The organism is Prosthecobacter fluviatilis, from assembly GCF_042655725.1.
Classification (GTDB): domain Bacteria; phylum Verrucomicrobiota; class Verrucomicrobiia; order Verrucomicrobiales; family Verrucomicrobiaceae; genus Prosthecobacter; species Prosthecobacter fluviatilis.
This window is the reverse complement of sequence record NZ_JBHSMQ010000005.1, coordinates 72,336-89,155: the sequence shown is the minus strand read 5'-3', so window position 1 is coordinate 89,155 and position 16,820 is coordinate 72,336. Positions and strand designations below refer to the sequence as shown.

Sequence of the window (16,820 nt, the reverse complement as noted above, 5' to 3'; positions counted from 1 at the left end):
AGCCATGAAGTCACTGTTTCTTACCCTTTTACTCTGTGCCGTCCATGCCGGTGCTGCGGACTCCATCACCTCTGACATCGTCGTTTACAGCGGGGTTCCCTGCGGCATTGCCGCCTCCATCATGGCGGCTCGGGAAGGCGCGAAGGTGGTCCTCATCGAGCCGACGAAACACGTCGGTGGCCTGAGCACCAGTGGCATCAACACCGCCGAGAGCGAGCACATGCTGAAATGGACCATCGGTGGCTTCGCGGATGAATTTTACCGCCGCCTCGGTGCTGTCTACCAGATCGACGGGCCGGAATATTTCTTTGAATCCAGCGTGGCTGAAAAAATCTATCTCGACATGCTGCGTGAAGCGGGCGTGCAAGTGCGCTTTGGCGCTTCGGTGGATGCGGTGGCCAAAGACGGCGCGCGCATCACCTCGATCACGCTCACGGATGGCACCCGACTGACGGCCAAGGTGTTTATTGATGCAGGCTATGAGGGCGACCTCATGGCGAGCGCCGGCGTGAAATATGCCGTGGGGCGGGAGTCCAAGGCGGAGTTTGGAGAAGAGGCTGCGGGCGTACGTTTTGACAAAACGCCGCGTCAGGCCCGGACAGTGGATGAGGCCGGCAGACTGCTGCCCGGCATCAGCGCCTGGGCCAAGGAGTTGCATGAAGGCGACGCTCATCGTGCTCCGATGAACTACAATTTCCGTCTCACCGTGGCGAAGGACCCCAAGCTGCAGGTGCCCATTCCCGCGCCGCGGCATTACGACGCAAAACGTTATGCTCTTCTCGCAGGCTGGTTCCGTGATCAGGCACAGCAAAAAAAGCCGGTGAAGCTCGCGGACATTCTGGACCTCTACAAACGGCGCAATGGCAAATTCGAGCTGAACAACAAGCAGTCCGCCATTTATTCGCTGGGCCATTTCGGCGGCCAGTTTGACTGGCCCGATGCCAGCTACGCACAGCGCGCGCTCATTTATCAGGATCACATGGATTACACCCTTGGTCTGCTGCACTTCCTGGCTGCCGACGAAGCCGTTCCGGGCAACGTGCGGGACGAAATGAAGTCGCTGGGTCTTCACAAGGAGGAATTCGCCGACAACAGCAACCTGCCTTATCAGCTCTACGTGCGTGAAGCACGGCGGATGCGCGGCGAGTATGTCGTGACACAGCAGGATGTACAGGATAACCGTCGCAAGCCGGACAGCATAGGCATGAGCAGCCACTTTATCGACTGCCATCATGTGCAGCGCGTGGCCTTGAATGAAAATGAGTTTGTCAATGAAGGGCGCATCTGGCGCATGGGCCATGCTTACCAGATTCCTTATCGTGCGCTTACGCCCAAGGCTGCCGAGTGCACGAACCTGCTCGTCCCTGGCGCAGCCAGCTACAGCCATGTGGCCTTCTGCACCCTGCGGCTGGAGAGCGTGTGGATGATCACGGGGCACGCGGCAGGCGTCGCCGCCGTGATGGCCCTGAAGGACTATGCCGAGGTTCAGAAAGTGCCGCTGGCCCCTTTGCAGGACAAACTGCGCAGCCAGAAGCAGGTGGTCGATTTCGTTCCCGGCATGCCGGAAATGTGCGAGCACCTCAACGGCCCGCCGGAGTTTTGATCTCTCTCTGGTCTTCAAAGACGAATCCCACCGCTCAATCAACCCATGACCACACGCCGCCATTTCATCTCCTCCATCACCGCTGCGCTTGGCGGTTCTGTTTTCGCTGCCGATGGCAGGCCCAAGACCATTTTGCTGCAGTCAGCCTGGGATACGGTGAACATCGGAGACATCGGCCACACGCCAGGGACGCTGCGTGTCATCGAGGAGCATCTGCCAGAGGTGAAGGTGGTGCTGTGGGCCATGAAGCTGGACGAACGTGTCACCGCCATGCTCAAGAAGCGGTTCCCCAAGGTGGAGATTCTGCAGGGAAGCCTGACGGGGAAAAGTGAAAGAGACGAGGCTCTGCGGCAGGCGATTTCAAACTGCGACCTTTACATCCGCAATTCGGGCATGGGGCAGGATGTCAGCTTCATGCAGTTCTGTCAGAAAGTGGGTAGGCCTTACGGGCTGTTTGGCCAGTCGTATTTCGCCAGCATGGTGGAGGGCAAGGGGGCTGAGGAACGCACCGTCCTGCTGAACAACGCCTCATTTATCTACACCCGGGAAACAAAGACGCTGAGTATCCTGAAAAGCCATGGCATCAAGACGCCCGTGCTCGAGTTCGGTCCGGACGGCTGCTTTGGCATCGACGTGCGCGATGACGAACGCGGCTCGGCGACCATGAAAAAACTCGGGCTGGAGGAGAAGAAGTTCATCACGGTGCAAATCCGCACCAACACACCGAAGTATCCCGGGGTGGACGATCCACGCCCGGAAAAGCTCAATCCGCTGCATCCCACACCACAGCAGATCGCTGATGATGAGCGCAGGGCGGCAAAATATCGGGAACTCGTGACGATGTGGGTCAAGAAGACCGGGCACAAGGTCCTCATCGCCCCGGAGACGATCAAGGAGATGGGCCACAACAAGCGCCTCATCCACGACCTGCTCCCGCCCGAGATCCAGAAGCACGTGGTGAATCTGGAATACTTCTGGAACGCTGACGAGGCCGCCTCCATTTTTGCCCGGGCACACACCATCGTCTGTCATGAGCCGCACTCACCCATCATCGCGCTGGCCAATGGCACTCCGATCATCCACACCTACTCCGAGTTTCATTCCCCCAAATGCTGGATGTTCAAGGACATCGGTTTGGGAGAGTGGCTGCTGGAGATGGACGAGACGCCGGTGGAAAAGATGGCCGAGACACTGTTTGCCATTGATGCCGACTACCCCGCCGCGCAGGCCAAGGTGAAGAAAGCCATGGCGTATGTGCATGAATGCTTTGGCAAATCCATGCAGCATGTGAAGGGCGTTTTGGCCAAAGCTTGATGAATAGAGCGGCAAAAAAGAAAAACGGCTGTCGTTTTACACGCCATGTCTTCGATTTCGCGCCGTGTCTTCATCCAACGCAGCACTCTGTGCCTCGCCGGCTTCGGTGCCGGCAGACTTCTCGCTGCTGCTGCCGAAGCTAGGCCGTTGTTCCGTGCGGGCCTGATGACAGATCTGCATTATGCGGACAAAGAGCCTGCAAAAACCCGATTTTACCGCGAGGCCCTGGCCAAGCTGGATGAAGCGGTGGATTTCATGAATCGCGAAAAGCCTGCGCTGGTGGTGGAGCTGGGCGATTTCATTGATCAGGCGGACTCGGTGGAACGTGAAATCGAGTGGCTGAAAACGATGGAGTTGCATTTCGCGAAGCTGACCATGCCCAGGCATTATGTGCTGGGAAATCACTGCGTCGGCACTTTGACGAAGCAGGAATTTGCCGCCAACACGAAAGCGCCCGGCGGGCATGCGGCTTTTGAAGAAAAGGGCGTGACGTTTCTGATCCTGGATGCCTGCTTTCGTGAAGACGGCGCTCCGTATGAAAGAAAGAACTTTAACTGGCAGGATGCCAATCTGCCCAAGTCGGAGCTTGAGTGGCTGGACAGTGAGCTGAAAAAGGCTGGGGGCCCGGTGGTTGTCTTCGCCCATCAGCGGCTCGACATGGACAAGGCGCATGCCGTGCGCAATGCCGCCGAAGTGCGGGCGCTGCTGGAGAAGTCCGGCAAGGTGCTCGCTGTCTTCCAGGGGCACTCGCACAAGAATGACTACCAGCAGATCGCGGGCATCCACTACACCACACTCGTGGCCATGGTGGAGGGCGGCGGCATGGAAAACAGCGGCTATTCCCTGCTCGATGTCATGGCCGACGGATCGCTGCGTTTGAATGGATATCGCAGGCAGTCAAATCGCACGTTGAACCACGCATGAAGCACCTCTTCTTTTTTCTACTTCTCACCAGCATTGCGTCTGCAGTGGAGCCCGGCTTTGAATCCCTCTTTGACGGGAAGACGCTCGACGGCTGGAAAAATGACGGCAACTGGGCGGTGGAGAACGGCGAGATCGCACGTGTGAAGCGTGGCGGTCCGCTCACCTATGAGAAAGCCAGGGTGCCTGATGATTTTGAGCTGCGCTTTGACTGGAAAGTCTCGAAAGGCTGCAACAGCGGCGTGTATTACCGGCCGGGTCAGTATGAGTACCAGCTGCTGGACAATGCCAACAGCTCCTATGGTGAGAATCCGCGTTCATGCGCGGCGGCGCTCTACTTCTGCATGGCTCCGACCAAGGATGTGGTGAAGCCTTTTGAGCAGTGGAACGAAGCTCGCATCATCTGCAAGCGCAGCGTCATCCAGCACTGGCTGAATGGCGAGAAGGTGGTGGATTTCGACTATGCCGACCCGCGATGGAAAGATGCGGTGAAGCTGGTGAGCTATCGTGGCACCGACCTGACCAAGCGAGGCGGTCATCTCTGGCTGCAGGACCACGGCGCGCCGGTTTGGTTTCGCAACCTGCGCTGGCGTGCCATCCCTGCCGATGAGCCGCTGGTCAGTGAGAATCTGACTCCCATGCCCGTGCCTGAGGCTGCGCTGAAAAAAGAGCAGGCCCGCATTCAGGAACTGCTGAATGCGAAGGCAAAGCAGGCATGGAAGCATGAGGAGCTGAAACGCTTTAAGGCCGATGAGGCGCATCAGGGCGTGGCAGTGGATGAGGCGCACTTTTATGCGATCACGAATTCAGCCATTGGCAAATACCGCAAAGACAACGGCGAGCGTGTCGGCGGCTGGCAGGAGGAGAAAGGCGGGCGCATCAAGCATCTGAACGCAGGCATTGTGCTGGATGGCCGGCTCTACTGCGCACATTCAAACTATCCTGAGTTGCCCATGAAAAGCTCTGTGGAAGTCTGGGATCCCAAGACGATGCAGCATTTGGAGTTGATCGATCTCACGACCGCAGACGGCTCGCTGACCTGGGTGGATCGTCGGGATGGCGTGTGGTATGCCTGCTTTGCGCAATATGCGAAAACCGGTGATCCCGCAAAAACGAAAGTCGTGACTTTTGACGCTCAGTGGAAGAAGCTCGGCGAGCTAAGGTTCCCACGCCCGATGGTGCTGAAGTTTGGCAAGAACAGCAGCTCAGGCGGCAGCTTTGGCCCGCGGGGGTATCTCTTCATCACGGGCCATGACGCTCAGGAGCTCTACGTGCTGGATCTGCCAGCCCAGGGCGATGTACTCGGCTGGCAGACCGCCATCCCGATCAGCGCCCATGGGCAGGCCTTTGCCTGGGATCACAGCCAGGAGGGCATGCTGTATTCGATCGACCGCAAGACTCACGAGGTGATCGTGTCGCAGGTACGGTGACGCTTGCACATTCAGTCCTGCGGCTTGGCCCCGGGAAACCATTCGGTGTGCTGATCTCCCTGCCGACCGTAATAGGTCACACGCCGTCCGCGGAGAAATGCGATGTAGCCCTGCACTCCCGCCTGCATGGCACGAATGCTGAAGTCGCGGTAGTGCTGGTTCTTCTGCTGGCTGTCGAGAATGTTGGCGCGGAGTGCCGGAGCATCAAAATCTTCCGCCACCGCAGGAAGAGCTTCATAAGAAAGAGGCGTGGTGAAGACGCCGCCAGAACCGTCGTGGAAGCTTTTTTGCAGGGCCAGGTAATCGACATGGTAGGATTCGACTCCGGCCTCCACGAGCATGGCAACGATTTGAGGAAAAGAAGTTCCTCCGGCGAGGGTGGCGTTGGCGGCGGCGCTGATGAGAGTGGTGTTCATGAGGGTAGATGTGGTTTTGTGCCGCCCACAAAACATGGGCGTCCTCTTGTCTGACAGCGCTGGCGGCTTGCTGTGACAGTTCCGCCAATTTTTTTCACTCAACGCTAAAACCGGACTGCTGCACAAGGCTTCGCAGTCTGGCGGCAAGATCAGGACCGGTGAGCATGGGCTGCGCGTGGTAGAGCTCGGCATGCTCGCGGTCCATGCCCTCAAGTTCGCTCAGGAGAGCAGCGCTGTGCTGCCGCACTGCATGGATGCGGTCCTTGGTAAACTGGAGGTTGGCCGGGTCCAGCCACCCGGCACGCATGAAGTCGCTGGCTTTGCGCGCACAGCGGCAGGGGTTGGCGCGGTTCACCAGTCCGCACTTGTCGTGCATGAACTGATATAAATCCTGCCGGGCACGTGAGAGAAGCTGGCGGAAATTGGCTGGCGTCACCTCCATGGCTGCCGCCGCAGTCTCGCTGGATTCGCCAAAGACCTCTCCCAGGACGAAGGCCAGCCGCTGTCGGCGCTCCAGGCACATCAGCATGGCGGTGATGCACCCCAGCCTGGCCTCCTCCACCAGCAGATGCGTCTCGACCGGCAAAGCTCTGGGATCCGGCAGTTCTTCATCCTGGACGCCCTCCAGAGAGGCAGCCATGTCGGTGAAAGTCATCGACTTCTCCTCCATCTCCGACTTCCGCACATTGAGCAGGTGATTGACCGCGATGCGATGCAGCCAGGTGCTGAACTTGCTCCGTCCCTCAAAGTTGCCGAGATGGGTCACGGCCTTGATCATAATCTCCTGGGCGGCATCCTCGGCCACGTTGCGACGCCAGACCATGCGCAGGGCAAGATTGAAAACCCACGACTGGTGATTGCGCACCAGGGTGTCCAGCGCGGTCATGTCTCCATTCTGGGCCCGCAAAACCAGCGTCTCATCATTTTCTACCATCATGAAGTATGAGGTGCGAACGCGGCGCTTTTCAAGGCCGCTTCATTACGCCGGCTGCAGCAGGGCCTGCGTTCCCTCTTCCCAGGCGAGCCCCCAGTCTCGCAAAGACTTCAGCACGGGGCGGAGCGCCAGGCCTTTCTCGGTAAGTTCATAGGCCATGCGCTTGCCGCCATCCGAGGCCGGCACCTGGCGGATGATGTCTGCGGTCATCAGTCGCTCCAGCCGCTCGCTGAGGATGTTGGTGGGGATGCCCTCGGGAGAGCTGATGAAATCCTTAAAGCGGTTGCGACCCAGAATGAGATCGCGGATGACGAGCAGCGTCCAGCGGTCGCCCAGCAGGTCCAGTGCGCAGGACACCGGGCAGGGAGAGCGGCGGGAAGAAGGCGGAGCTTTGCTGGGCGGGCCGTTAGGCATGCAGAACGATGCTTTTGAAAACTTGCATTTCAAAAGTAAAATACTTGCGAATTGCAAGTAAAGTGAAATCATGACCGCGCATGACCCCATCTGCACAACCTGAACTGGCCCCGCCCGGCGCGGGGTTGCCTTTGCCCGAACTCTGGATCGCGCGACTGCTGTTTGCCATGAGGCGACTGCGAGGCAGCCGCGAAACCTTCCTAACCAAGTTTGAGCAGGAGCGGGCTGCGATCCGTGCGCTGGTGGCCTCATGTGCAGGGGAAAAGCGTGGCAGGCAGGTCCTCATCAAGCGCCCACGCGGACTGGAGGACAGCAGCCGCAACTGGTCGGTGTGGATGACGCTGGACCATCTGCGCATCACCAACACGGCTCTCATCCGTGTCATCACGGCGCTGACTCAAGGCCAGGTGCCGCATGGCAAGGCCAGCACGGCGGCGGTCAAGCCCTCGACTACAGCGACAGCAGCCGTGGAGGAAGAGTTTGAGCGCTCCTGCGATGGCGTCCTGGCCGTGATCGCTGGAGCATCCGATTTGAAAACGTCCGTGCGTTTTGCACATCCGTGGTTCGGGCCGCTGGATGCTTATGGCTGGGCGGCCATGGCTGGCACTCATATGGGTGTTCATCGGGTGCAGATTCAGAGCATCGTGGCAGAGTTGAACCGATGAAGCAGCCGCCCTCGCTCACCACCGATCCGATTCCACACCTCGTCTGGCGCATCGCGCTGCCCATGAGCGTGGGCATGTTTTTCAACACCATGTTCAACGTGGTGGACACCCTGTGCGCAGGCTGGCTGGGCACGGAGTCACTGGCCGCGCTGTCGCTTTCTTTTCCGCTCTACTTCGTGGTGTTTGCCACCGGCAGCGGCATCAGCCAGGGGACCACGGCGCTGCTGGCAAATGCGCTGGGAGCCGGAGACAAGGCCGAGGCCCGGCGTGTGTTTGCGCAGTCGCTGCTGTTTGCCACGACGGTGGGGCTGCTGCTTTCCTTCATTGGCTGGCTGGTGGCTCCCTCGCTGTTCCGGCAGCTCGGTGCAGAGGGCGCCTACCTGCACACGGTGCTGGCCTACATGAATGTCATCCTCGGCGGCGGGGTGTTCTTTTTGCTGCCGATGATCCTGAACTCCGCTCTGTCCGCACAAGGCACCACGTGGGTGTATCGCAATTTTTTGATCGCGGGCTTTGCGGCCAATGTCGTGCTCAACCCCGTGCTGATGTGGGGATGGGGCGGGCTGCCTGCCATGGGAGTGGCGGGTATCGCACTGGCCACGGTACTGGTGCAGATGGGTGGTGCGGTCTTTCTGTGGTCGCATGCCAGCCGGACGGATTTCGGCCATGGCTTGAAACTGCACGACTTCAGACCAGACGCACACACGCTGCGGCGGATCGCCGGGCAGGCGGTGCCGGCGGCGCTGAACATGCTGACCATCGCGCTGGGGGTGTTTGTCATCACTTGGTTTGTGAAGCACTTTGGCAAGGAGGCGGTGGCTGCGGTGGGCATCGCCACACGCATCGAGCAGATCGTGCTCATGCCGGCCATCGGCCTGAATGCGGCGGTGCTGAGCATCGTGGGCCAGAGCCACGGGGCAGGGCTGCCGCAGCGCGTGCGCGAGGCCTGGGTGACGAATGTCAAAATCGGTGCGGGCCTCATGCTCGTTGGCGGCTTCCTCGTCTGGCTGCTTCGCGGGTACGCCATGCGGCTCTTCACCCAGGATGAAATCGTGATCAGTCACGGGCGCGACTACCTGCTCGCGGCATCACTCACGCTTGCGGCCTATCCCATCCTGTTTGTCACCGTGTTTGCCATGCAGGGCATCAAGCGCCCGTCCTATGGACTGTGGATGGGCCTCTATCGGCAGTTTGCGGCGCCGGTGCTGGTGTTCCACACCCTGGCCTTCGCGCTGGGTTGGGGACTGTGGGGGGTCTGGTGGGGCATCTGCATCGTGAACTGGAGCGGCGCGCTGTTTGCGCTCGCCTGGGGATGGCGAAAATTTTGATGCAATCTGTCACGTGGTCGTGGCATGCCCTGATTGACAAATTCGCGCAACCGGCGACGCATCTGCATGTCCACCAAACCTGATCCCGCCACGCTGCCCTGCAGTCCCCTTGAGGAAACCGCCGGCCTGAAATATTTCCCCCGCATGCTGGGCAAGATCCGTCTGCACGCCGCAGGCAAACTGTGGGAGGACCTGCACGCCAATCTGGGCAAGGGCAGCGACGGTGCCTGCGTTGCGTTTTTGCACGTGGACTATGATGAGATGAAAGCCCGTGTGCTGCAGGGAGGCACTGATCAGGAAATCCTGGAGTGGTGCCAGCTGAAGGGCCGCCCGCTGAACGACACCGACAAGCTCGTCTGGAACTACTACATTCTGAAACTCGGCATCAATGACCACATCACCCCCATCCTTGCAAAAAGAAAGGCTGACGGTGGCCTCGGCGACCGTGACGACATCCAGACCATCACGCATTACATCGATGTGGATGAAGGAAGGCTGCCCTGAATGAGCGGAGAGTCTTCACCGCCAGTGTCATTCTGGAAAAGCGTGCGGCAGTCGCTGCGCGGAGAGGAGCACGATTATACTGCTCTGCCGCTGAACCGTGCCGTCATCCTGCTGGCGGTGCCCATGGTGCTGGAGATGATCATGGAATCGCTCTTCGCCGTGGCGGACGTGTACTGGGTCTCACGGATCGGGAAGGAAGCGGTGGCCGTGGTAGGCCTCACCGAATCGGTGATGACACTCATCTATGCTGTGGCGATTGGCATTTCCATCGCCGCCACCGCCATTGTGTCGCGCCGCATCGGTGAAAAGGAGCCGGAGCTCGCCTCACAGGCGGCAGGGCAGATCGTCCTGCTGGGCGTGCTGTTGGCGGCCGCGCTGGGCATGGCGCTCGGCTTTTTCGCCCCTGACATTCTGCGGCTCATGGGGGCGGAGGAGGACATTGTGGCACTCGGTTCAGGCTTTGCCCGCATGATGCTGGGCGGCAATGCCACCGTGTTTTTGATCTTCCTCATCAATGCCATCTTTCGTGGTGCGGGAGATGCCGTCATCGCCATGCGCACGCTGTGGCTGGCGAATGCGCTGAACATCGTCCTGGGCCCGTGCTTCATCTTTGGCTGGGGGCCTTTCCCTGAGATGGGCGTCACAGGCGCTGCAGTCGCGACCAATATTGGCCGCGGCATCGGTGTGCTCTATCAGCTCTGGCATCTGGCGGGGCATCACAGCCGCGTGAAAGTGCGCTGGGCGCATTTCAAGCCGGAGCGGGAGGTGATCAGCACCGTGCTGCGCAAGTCTGGCAGCGGCATCGTGCAGCTTCTCATCAGCACCACGAGCTGGCTGGGGCTCTTTAAAATTCTCGCGCTCTTTGGCAGCGCCGCCCTGGCGGGTTACACGATCGCCATCCGCATTGTGATCTTTGCCCTCATGCCGGCCTGGGGTCTCGCAAACGCTGGCTCCACGCTGGTGGGTCAGAATCTCGGCGCTGGCAAGACGGAGCGTGCGGAGGCGGCGGTCTGGATCGCCGTGAAGTTCGATGCCATCGTCCTCAGTGTGATCGGTCTGGGTTTCGTCTTGTGTGCCAATCCGCTGATCCGGCTGTTCACCGTGGATCCAGAAGTGATGGCGTATGGCACCCAGGCTTTGTGGATCGTGAGCCTTGCCTTCCCGCTCTACGCGTGCGGCATGTGCTTTGAGGCTGCGTTCAATGGCTCCGGCGACACCTGGACACCCGCTCGGCTGAATTTTCTGTGCCTGTGGCTCGGGCAGATTCCGATCGCCTGGGGCTTGGCAAAGTCCTTCGGCTTCGGGCCTGTGGGGGCTTTCATCGCCGTGCCGGTGGCTTATTCGCTTCTGGCTCTCAGCAGCTGGGCCCTCTTCAAACGCGGAAAGTGGAAGACTCAGAAGGTCTGACCATCACCCGCATATCTGGTTTTATGAAATCACTTCTTCTCAGTCTGTTTTCTCTGATCTCTGCGGCGGCCGCTGCTGCCGAATTGCAAACCACCGGAGCCGGTATTGAAATCTCAGCGGGCAGTCTCGGCAGTTTTGTGCTGACGTATCCGGAGTTCGATCCCGGCAGCAAGCAGATCGAAGTCAAAGCCGCAGGTGCGAGCGCGACGGTGCGCTATGACAGCGGTGCGGAGTGCGCCGTGAAGATCGATCAAGATGAAATCGCCCTCGTTTTCAAAGGGGTGCCTTCAGGCGTGAAGTCATGGAAGATGTCCGTGCTCATCGACATTGGCTTTGCCAAGGGTGGCACCTGGAAGATCGCTGACAAGGAAGGCGCGTTTCCAGCGGAGAAGTCCACGCCGCCGCAATTCGCCAGCCTGAACGCCACCAGTTTCCTGCTGAAAAACGCCCAGGGCCAGAGCCTCAGTTTCACCACGCCGGACTTCGCTTTTCAGCAGCTCACCGACAACCGCGAGTGGAACTGGGCCGTCTACAACTGGTTCTTCATGGTGCCTTTTAACGCGGACAATCCATCAGCCAAAATCCGCGTCACCTCGGATCTCGCCTCAGTGACCAAGCTGATCGACTCGTTCGGCCAGAGCATCAAAGACACGTTTCCCAACAAGCTTAAAAGCTTGGATGACCTCAAGGCCGACGTAGCTGCTGACAAGGCTTACTATGACAGCATCGAAACACCCAGGCTGGATCGCTTCGGCGGCTTGCCAGACAGCGGCAACACGCTGGGCCTGAAGAAGACCGGCTTCTTCCATGTGGAGCAGAAGCAGGGAAAATCCTGGCTCGTGGATCCGGATGGCAATGTCTTCTTCCACCTCGGCATCTGCGGCTTTGCGCCCAGCGATGACTACACCTATGTCAAAGGACGTGAGGGCATCTATGAGTGGCTGCCGAAGGCGGAGGGTGAATATGCCAGTGCCTTCCGTGCCGGGGATGGAGATGCTCATTTCTCCTTCTACCTCGCCAACATCATCCGCAAATTTGGCGCTCCCTACGATTATGAAACGCACGCAACGCGCATGATTGAGCGCGTGCGCAAATGGGGCTTCAACTCCATCGGAGCCTTTAGCCCCACGCCGGACAAAGCGCATGTGAAGGCTGATTTTCCGTATGTGACCAGCCTGCCGATCAACGCCTGGGAAGGCGTGCCCCGCATCCCCGGTGCGCATGAAGTGTGGGACCCGTATGATGCGGCTACCACGCAGAAGATCAGCGAAAACCTCGCTCGCGAACTCCCCGCACGTGCCAGCGATCAGCTGCTCATCGGCTACTTCATCGTGAATGAGCCACGTTACGATGAGCTGCCGCGCGTGATCCCCTCACTGACTGGCGGCCAGGCCTGCAAGCTGCGCCTCGTGGAGGCCCTGAAGAGCAAATATCAAACTATCGAAGCCTTCAACACCGCGTGGCAGGCCAAGGCGGCCACGTTTGATGAACTGGCGGGTATCGGGCTCGCGGTAACCACTGACGCCGCCAAGGCGGATGTGAAAGCCTTTGTCGGCGAGTTCATGGAAACGTACTTCGCACAGATCGAAAAGCTCTTCCGCCAGCATGATGCAAACCACATGCTGATCGGCAGTCGCCTGCAGCCTGTGACGATCGACGACGAGCAGCTCTGCCGCATCATGGGCAGGCACCTCGATGTGGTGTCCTACAACTACTACACCTTCGGTGTGGACACCGCCGCGCTGAAACGCTTTCACGAATGGACCGGCAACAAGCCGATGATGCTCAGTGAATTTTTCTGGGCTTCACCGAAGGACAGCGGACTTATTGGAGGGCGCGAGGTCAGCAGCCAGCGGGAGCGCGGACTGGCGTATCGAAACTACGTCGAGCAGAGCGCCGCGCTGGGATTCGTCATCGGCATCGAGTGGTTCACGCTCATCGATCAGGCCACGACGGGCCGCTGGTTCAGCAAATACAATGGCGAGAGCTACAACACCGGCCTCGTCAGCGTGGCGGACCGCCCATGGAAGGACATGCTGACGGAGATGATGAAGACGAACCACACGATCTACGATCTCCTGCTCGGGAAACGCCCGCCCTATGCCTGGGATGATCCGCGGTTTCACGTGCAGGAAAAGTAAAGGCCTCAGGTCAAGGATGGTCATCCAGGTGCCAAGGATGCGCATCCCACGCGGGTTGTCAGTTGAGCTGGTGCTCGGCCAGTCTGTTGGATAGGATTTATTTTATGCCTGCCCAACCCAAAATCGTCCAGCTCGTGGCCAGCGGTGATCTGCGCCTTTCTGCCAATCAAACCTGCTGGCCCGCTCAGGCCGCCATGGAAAAAGCCCTGGCGGCTGCTCTGAAAGCCGAGGGCTGGAAGATCAAGCGTGCGCATGCGGTGGATCCCGTGAAAAAGCACGGGTTCATCGATTCGCAGCGCATGGGCATCGAGGTGTTTCGCGGCATCGACCCCGACGCCCCCCTGATCGTGGCGGAGGCCGTGTGGCAGTACTCGCATCATGTGCTGGCCGGGCTGACCACGCATCGAGGCCCCATTTTAACCGTGGCCAACTGGAGCGGCCAGTGGCCCGGTTTGGTGGGCATGCTGAACTTGAACGGCTCCCTGACCAAGGCAGGCGTGAAATACTCCACACTGTGGAGCGAGGACTTCAGCGACGAGTTTTTCAAAACCAAGCTGAAGCAGTGGCTCAAGACGGGTCGCATCACTCACGACCTCAGCCACGCCCGCAAATGGGAGAAGGTAAAAGTCCCCTCCAAGGCGGCTTCACTGGGCAAAAAACTGGCCGGCATGCTCCGCGCAGAGAAGGCCATCATGGGCATCTTTGACGAGGGCTGCATGGGCATGTTCAACGCCATCATCCCCGACCACGCGCTGCACGCCTGCGGTGTGTTCAAGGAGCGGCTGAGCCAGTCGGCTCTCTATCATGAGACTCTTCAGGTGAGCGATGCCGATGCCCAGGCCATTTACACGTGGCTGGAGAAGAAAGGCATGACTCTCCACCTGGGCAAAGATCATGCTACGCAGCTCACACGCGAGCAGGTGCGCCTGCAGTGTAAGATGTACGCCGCAGCCCTGCGCATCGCGGATGATTTTGGCTGCGACTCCGTCGGCATCCAGTATCAGCAGGGTCTGAAGGACCTGCTGCCAGCGAGCGATCTCGTCGAAGGCATGCTCAACAACGCGGACCGCCCGCCGGTCAAATCCCGCGATGGCAGGCGCACCCTCTGGGCCGGGCAGCCGCTGCTGCATTTCAATGAGGTGGATGAATGCGCCGGCCTGGACGGCATGCTGACCCAGCGTGTGCACCGTGCGCTTCAGCAGCCGGTGGAAAACACCCTCCACGATGTGCGCTGGGGCGAGACCTTTGGCGGCGACTACGTCTGGGTTTTCCTCATCAGCGGCGCGGCTCCTCCCGCGCATTTTGTGGGAGGGTGGAAAGGCGCCGAGGGCTTCCGCCAGCCCGCCATGTATTTTCCCAATGGCGGCTCCACCCTGCGAGGCAACTCAAAGCCGGGCGAGATCATCTGGTCGCGCATCTATGTGCAGAATGAGTCGCTGCACATGGACATCGGCCGTGGGTGTGTGGTCTCTCTCCCGCCTGAGGAAACCGAGCGCCGCTGGCAGCTCACCACCCCCCAGTGGCCCATCATGAGCGCGGTGACCTATGGCGTGAGCCGCGACCAGTTCATGGCCAAGCACCAGGCCAATCACGTACAGGTGGCCTATGCCCATGACGCCAAAGCCGCCAACGAGTGCCTCTTTGCCAAGGCCGCCATGGCCCGCGCCCTTGGAATCCAGGTGAATGTGTGCGGCACCTTGTCACGTTGATCTCTTTCCTTTTCCTCACATGAAGTTTCTCCAACCCCTCCTGCTGGCCTGTCTTTGCGGCCAGGCTCTGGCCGCCGACGGCCTCTCCGCGCTCAAATACAACAACCCCGGCCTCGTCGTTGATCTCGGTGTCGGCCTCTGGGCCTGGCCTCTGCCCATGGACTTTGATGGCGATGGCGACCTCGACCTCGTGGTGAACTGCCCGGACAAGCCCTACAACGGCACCTATTTCTTCGAGAACGCCAGCGGCGACACCGCGAAAAACAAGATGCCGGTTTTCAAGCCCGCCAAACGCATCAGCATCGGAAAGCAGAATGTTCAGGTCAGCTATGTGGATGGCAGGCCCGTCGTCCTGTCTCCTGGACGTGAATATCCCGACTTTTTGAAAAGCGGTCTCGCGCAGGAGAAGAAGCTGCCGGTGGATGCCAAGGTGCATCCCAACAAGGTGCGCGCCGACATGTGGCGCATGGTTGACTATGACGGCGACGGCAATCAGGACCTCATCGTCGGCGTGGGCGACTGGACCGAGTACGGCTGGGACAACGCCTACAATGAAAACGGCCGATGGATGAACGGCCCCCTGCGCGGCTATGTGTATGTTCTCCGTAACACCGGCACCAAGGACAAGCCTGCCTACGACAAGCCCAAGAAACTCATGGCTACCGATCGCCCAGTGGAAACCTTCGGCTGGCCTTCGCCCAACATGGCCGATTTTGATGGCGATGGCGATCTCGACCTGCTCTGCGGCGAGTTCCTCGATGGCTTCACCTATTTCCAAAACACCGGCACCCGCACGCAGCCTAAGTATGCGCTGGGCGCTCGCCTGAAGGCAGACACCGGCCGCTACCTCACCATGGATCTGGAAATGATCACGCCCACCGCCATCGACTGGGACAAGGACGGCGATCTCGATCTCATCTGCGGCGACGAAGACGGCCGAGTGGCCTTCATCGAAAACACCGGCAAATTTGAAAACAAGGCGCCTGTGTACGCCGAGCCTCGCTACTTCCAGCAGGAGGCCGATCAGGTGAAATTTGGCGCGCTGGCCACACCCGTGGGTTTTGACTGGGACGGCGATGGCGACATGGACATCATCTGCGGCAACACCGCCGGCTACGTCGGCTTCATTGAGAATCTCAGCGGCAAAGGTGTAGAGCAGCCCAAGTGGGCGGCTCCGGTGCGCCTCGAAGCCGAGGGCAAGGTCATTCGCCCGATGGCTGGCCCAAATGGCTCCATCCAGGGCCCTTGCGAGGCCAAATGGGGCTACACCACGCAGACCGTGGCCGACTGGGATGCCGATGGCCTGCCTGACCTCATGCTGAACTCCATTCTCGGCAAAGTCGTGTGGTATAAAAACATCGGCACACGCTCAAAGCCAAAGCTGGCCGCCGCACAGCCCGTCGAGGTGGAGTGGGACGGCCCGCAGCCCACACTCGCCTATGGCTGGCTCCGCCCCGAAGGCAAGGCCCTGCTCACTCAGTGGCGCACCACACCTGTGGTCGTGGACTGGAACAAAGATGGCCTGACCGATCTAGTCATGCTCGATCAGGAAGGCTTTCTCGCTTTCTTTGAGAGGGCAAAGAAGAAGGGCAAACTCATCCTCAAGCACCCACAGCGTGTGCTTTGCGCCGCGCAGGATGCCCAGGCCCCTGGTCAGGCCGACTTGAAAGTCAAGACCCCCGTCGCCATGAAGCCCGGCGAGCCCCTGCGGCTCAATGCCGGCCTCGCGGGCAAAAGCGGACGCCGCAAGATCTGCATCATGGACTGGGACCAGGACGGAAAGCTCGACATCCTCCTCAACTCCGCCAACGCCAACTTCATCCGCCAGACCTCCAGCAGCGATGGCAAATGGTTCTTTGCCGACATGGGCCTGCTTATTGACGCCAACATCGAAGGCCACGACGTGAGCCCTACCACCGTCGATTTCAACGCCGACGGCCTGCCAGACTTCGTCGGCGGCGCTGAGGACGGGCACCTCTATTACCTGAAGAATCCGAAGACAAAATAAGGAGTCATTTTCTTCATGCGCAGCGC

At 59.8% G+C, this 16,820-nt stretch carries 14 protein-coding genes; 11 read left to right on the top strand and 3 right to left on the bottom strand.

All coding sequences use genetic code 11. From position 1 onward, the window contains the following. Positions 1 to 4 precede the first annotated feature (4 nt). From ACFQDI_RS14490 to ACFQDI_RS14475, 4 genes are read left to right on the top strand one after another with little or no spacing between them, the layout of a single operon-like run. Positions 5 to 1,603, top strand: coding sequence for an FAD-dependent oxidoreductase (locus ACFQDI_RS14490; RefSeq protein WP_377167955.1), 1,599 nt, complete (start codon positions 5 to 7; stop codon positions 1,601 to 1,603). Between the two features lie 45 nt (positions 1,604 to 1,648). Further along, a complete protein-coding gene (locus tag ACFQDI_RS14485; RefSeq protein WP_377167953.1) occupies positions 1,649 to 2,917 on the top strand; it encodes a polysaccharide pyruvyl transferase family protein in 1,269 nt (422 codons plus the stop codon). 45 nt (positions 2,918 to 2,962) lie between these two features. Continuing rightward, the gene (locus ACFQDI_RS14480) at positions 2,963 to 3,841 is read left to right on the top strand and encodes a metallophosphoesterase (RefSeq protein WP_377167951.1); all 879 of its coding nucleotides are present in this window, start codon (positions 2,963 to 2,965) and stop codon (positions 3,839 to 3,841) included. After that, positions 3,838 to 5,268 (top strand): 3-keto-disaccharide hydrolase, encoded by a 1,431-nt coding sequence (locus ACFQDI_RS14475; RefSeq protein WP_377167949.1) that lies wholly within the window; start codon positions 3,838 to 3,840, stop codon positions 5,266 to 5,268. Before ACFQDI_RS14480 ends, ACFQDI_RS14475 begins: the two co-directional genes overlap by 4 nt. 11 nt (positions 5,269 to 5,279) lie before the next feature. Here the strand turns inward: ACFQDI_RS14475 and ACFQDI_RS14470 are convergent, their stop codons facing one another. The 3 genes from ACFQDI_RS14470 to ACFQDI_RS14460 form a co-directional block, all read right to left on the bottom strand. Then, on the bottom strand, positions 5,280 to 5,684 hold the full coding sequence (locus tag ACFQDI_RS14470) for a DUF1398 domain-containing protein (RefSeq protein ID WP_377167947.1): 405 nt from the start codon (positions 5,682 to 5,684) through the stop codon (positions 5,280 to 5,282). Between the two features lie 94 nt (positions 5,685 to 5,778). Further along, positions 5,779 to 6,621 (bottom strand): RNA polymerase sigma factor, encoded by an 843-nt coding sequence (locus ACFQDI_RS14465; RefSeq protein ID WP_377167945.1) that lies wholly within the window; start codon positions 6,619 to 6,621, stop codon positions 5,779 to 5,781. 42 nt (positions 6,622 to 6,663) lie between these two features. Further along, complete coding sequence (locus ACFQDI_RS14460; protein WP_377167943.1) at positions 6,664 to 7,032, bottom strand: winged helix-turn-helix transcriptional regulator; 369 nt, start codon at positions 7,030 to 7,032, stop codon at positions 6,664 to 6,666. 80 nt (positions 7,033 to 7,112) lie between these two features. Between ACFQDI_RS14460 and ACFQDI_RS14455 the strand changes: the two genes are divergently transcribed. The 7 genes from ACFQDI_RS14455 to ACFQDI_RS14425 all read left to right on the top strand — a co-directional run bounded on the left by ACFQDI_RS14455 (position 7,113) and on the right by ACFQDI_RS14425 (position 16,794). After that, positions 7,113 to 7,697, top strand: a complete 585-nt coding sequence (locus ACFQDI_RS14455; protein ID WP_377167941.1) for a DinB family protein — start codon at positions 7,113 to 7,115, stop codon at positions 7,695 to 7,697. Beyond that, positions 7,694 to 9,025 (top strand): MATE family efflux transporter, encoded by a 1,332-nt coding sequence (locus ACFQDI_RS14450; protein WP_377167939.1) that lies wholly within the window; start codon positions 7,694 to 7,696, stop codon positions 9,023 to 9,025. Before ACFQDI_RS14455 ends, ACFQDI_RS14450 begins: the two co-directional genes overlap by 4 nt. A 66-nt stretch (positions 9,026 to 9,091) precedes the next feature. Then, on the top strand, positions 9,092 to 9,529 hold the full coding sequence (locus tag ACFQDI_RS14445) for a DUF5069 domain-containing protein (RefSeq protein ID WP_377167937.1): 438 nt from the start codon (positions 9,092 to 9,094) through the stop codon (positions 9,527 to 9,529). A gap of 24 nt (positions 9,530 to 9,553) precedes the next feature. After that, a complete protein-coding gene (locus tag ACFQDI_RS14440) occupies positions 9,554 to 10,936 on the top strand; it encodes an MATE family efflux transporter (protein ID WP_377167936.1) in 1,383 nt (460 codons plus the stop codon). A 23-nt stretch (positions 10,937 to 10,959) separates the two neighbouring features. Beyond that, positions 10,960 to 13,077 carry a hypothetical protein gene (locus tag ACFQDI_RS14435; protein WP_377167934.1) on the top strand — a complete coding sequence of 706 codons (2,118 nt, stop codon included), beginning with the start codon at positions 10,960 to 10,962 and terminating at the stop codon, positions 13,075 to 13,077. A 104-nt stretch (positions 13,078 to 13,181) separates the two neighbouring features. Beyond that, positions 13,182 to 14,786, top strand: a complete 1,605-nt coding sequence (locus ACFQDI_RS14430) for a fucose isomerase (protein ID WP_377167932.1) — start codon at positions 13,182 to 13,184, stop codon at positions 14,784 to 14,786. A gap of 19 nt (positions 14,787 to 14,805) precedes the next feature. Further along, complete coding sequence (locus tag ACFQDI_RS14425) at positions 14,806 to 16,794, top strand: FG-GAP repeat domain-containing protein (RefSeq protein ID WP_377167930.1); 1,989 nt, start codon at positions 14,806 to 14,808, stop codon at positions 16,792 to 16,794. Positions 16,795 to 16,820 lie beyond the last annotated feature (26 nt).